Source organism: Geomonas sp., from assembly GCF_056994735.1.
Map to the genome: position 1 here is coordinate 1 of NZ_JBXKJL010000211.1, position 2,219 is coordinate 2,219.

2 protein-coding genes and 1 pseudogene are annotated in these 2,219 nt (G+C 63.9%); all 3 read left to right on the plus strand.

What is annotated here, in order from left to right; translation table 11 throughout:
* Positions 1 to 203 (plus strand): hypothetical protein (locus AC11W3_RS09085; RefSeq protein WP_484092729.1); only part of this gene is annotated, 203 nt, incomplete at its 5' end.
* A gap of 100 nt (positions 204 to 303) precedes the next feature.
* Positions 304 to 1,461, plus strand: coding sequence for an NHL repeat-containing protein (locus AC11W3_RS09090; RefSeq protein WP_484092889.1), 1,158 nt, complete (start codon positions 304 to 306; stop codon positions 1,459 to 1,461).
* 202 nt (positions 1,462 to 1,663) lie between these two features.
* Positions 1,664 to 2,219 (plus strand): annotated as a pseudogene (locus AC11W3_RS09095) (CxxxxCH/CxxCH domain-containing protein); the annotation flags it as partial.

Sequence of the window (2,219 nt, forward strand, 5' to 3'; positions counted from 1 at the left end):
ACAACCCGACCTACGCCAAGCGCCTGATCCAGTACTCGATCGACTGGTTGGATAACGGCATCTTCGACGACTCGACGGCCCTCTCGATCCACGAGGTTGCCGGGCCGACGCTGGACACCAAGAACACGGCCATCAACTACCTGGGACTGGACAACACGACCACCGCCAACTGCATCAACTGCCACCAGGCCTACTACAACTAAAAGATACGAGTCGGCTCTCCCTTGAGCGCTGCAGATAAACAAATGAGCGGGCCGCCGCAGTGCCGGCGGCCCCGCCACAACGGATGAAAGAGGCTTTACCATGACGCGATCCAAGATGAAGAGTTTGAGCCTGGCCCTGGGGATGCTGCTTCTCCTGGGATCGTTGGGAACAGGTTGGGCGGCAACTCCGACCGTGACCCTGCTCGGGACGCTTTCCGGGAGCCTGCGGGCGCCCGGGAAAATGGCGCTTGACGCAGCCGGCAACCTCTACGTGGCCGACGTGCAAAAGCGCGGGGTGGTTAAATTCGACGCCAACGCCCGCTTCCAGGGTGTCATCGCGGTCTCGGGGGTGGTGCGCAGCCTCACTTCGCTCCCCGACGGGAGGCTCCTGGTGAGCCACGACCGTAAGGTGACCTACTACGGCAATAACGGCGGGGCACAGGGCGAGTTGACCGGCTACACCTTCAAGGAGCCCAACGGCATCACGCTGGACGCGGCCGGCAACATCTACGTCGCCGACAGCAAGGCTGACAGGATCGCGGTCTTCAGCGCCTCCGGCGCCTTCAAGAGCACCTTCGGGAGCACCGGCTCGAAGCCGGGCCAGCTGACCTTCCCGACCACGCTCAGCTACGAGAAGGAAGGGAAGCTGATCGCGGTGGCCGACACCCTCAACAACCGGGTCGTCTTCTTCGACACCGACGGGAACTTCAAGCGTTCCGTCGGCGGACCGACCACCCTCTCCGGGCCTTTGAGCTTTACCTATCCGGACGGGATCGCCTTCGACTACGCCAGCGGCGTGCGGATGTACGTGGCCGACGGCTTCCAGAACTCTGTGCAGGTCATCGACCTCGAGGCGCAGCCGAAATTCGTCGGTTACCTGGCGAGCTACGGCGCGGAGGAGGGACAGTTCCTGCAGCTTGTCGACGTGATCTACGACCAGCAGAACAAGAGGATGATCACCGCCGACGTGACCGGCGTGGTCACCTTCTTCGCGGTCGGGACCGACGAGTCTGCCGACAACACCAGGCTTTCCGGGCTCACCCCGGCTGTCTCCGGGACGGTAGCCACCTCCGGCGGCATCCCCGGCAGCACCGGGACCGCAGGGAGCACGGCTGGCTCCGGAAGCGGGGTAGGGGGGGGATCCTCCGCTACCGCGGGAAGCGGCTCGGGCTCGACCAGCACCAGCAATGCCACCTGGCAGTACCCCTCGGGGGTCGACTGCCGCCATGGCAAGGCCGGAAGCCTGGCCTGCCGGTAGAGGATAGGGCGGGGCGGGATTAAATGCCTGCCCCGCATGAATTCATTAAAGGTTAGATGCCAGCCGCCGATATGACGACTGGCCACACTTCTTACCCCGGGTGGGCTGCCCGCAGGGGATCAGCAGCAGGGCGTTTTCAGGCAAGAGCGCCGGGCTGGGATGAAAGGCGGACATCGTGTACAGAAAAATGTGGGAGCAGACAATGAAGAATATCGCCTTATGTGCAGCGGCACTGTTTATGATCCTTCTCTTTGACCATATGCCAGGCTATGCCGTGCCCGCACCTCACGACTTTCAGTGTCTGCAGTGCCACGTCTCCCACAACTCGCTGGGAGCCCAGACTAACGACCTGATCTGCTTCAGCTGCCACAACCCCTCCGGCGGCGCGAAGGCGCAGGGGCTTCCCTTCTCGCCGGCCGATGCGGCCGACCCCTTCGGGACCCAGGCAGGTCTGCAGACCTCCCACAACTGGTCCGGTTCCGACACCAACCCGAAAGCGGGGGCCGAGCCGCCGCAGAGCCCGGCCCTGGTGGTCAAGTCGCACGAAGGGAAGATGCTCTGCTCGAAGTGCCACAACCTGCACGGGCCGAGGGAGAGCGCCAACAACTCGGCACCGTTCCTGAGGGCACTGAACGACTCCGACCAGATGTGCCTCGACTGCCACCGCTCCAGGAAGACCCAGGACCACACCACCGGCAGCCACCCGGTGCAGGTCAGCTACACCGGCGCGGTCAAGGCCAACCCGACCGGCTTCTACG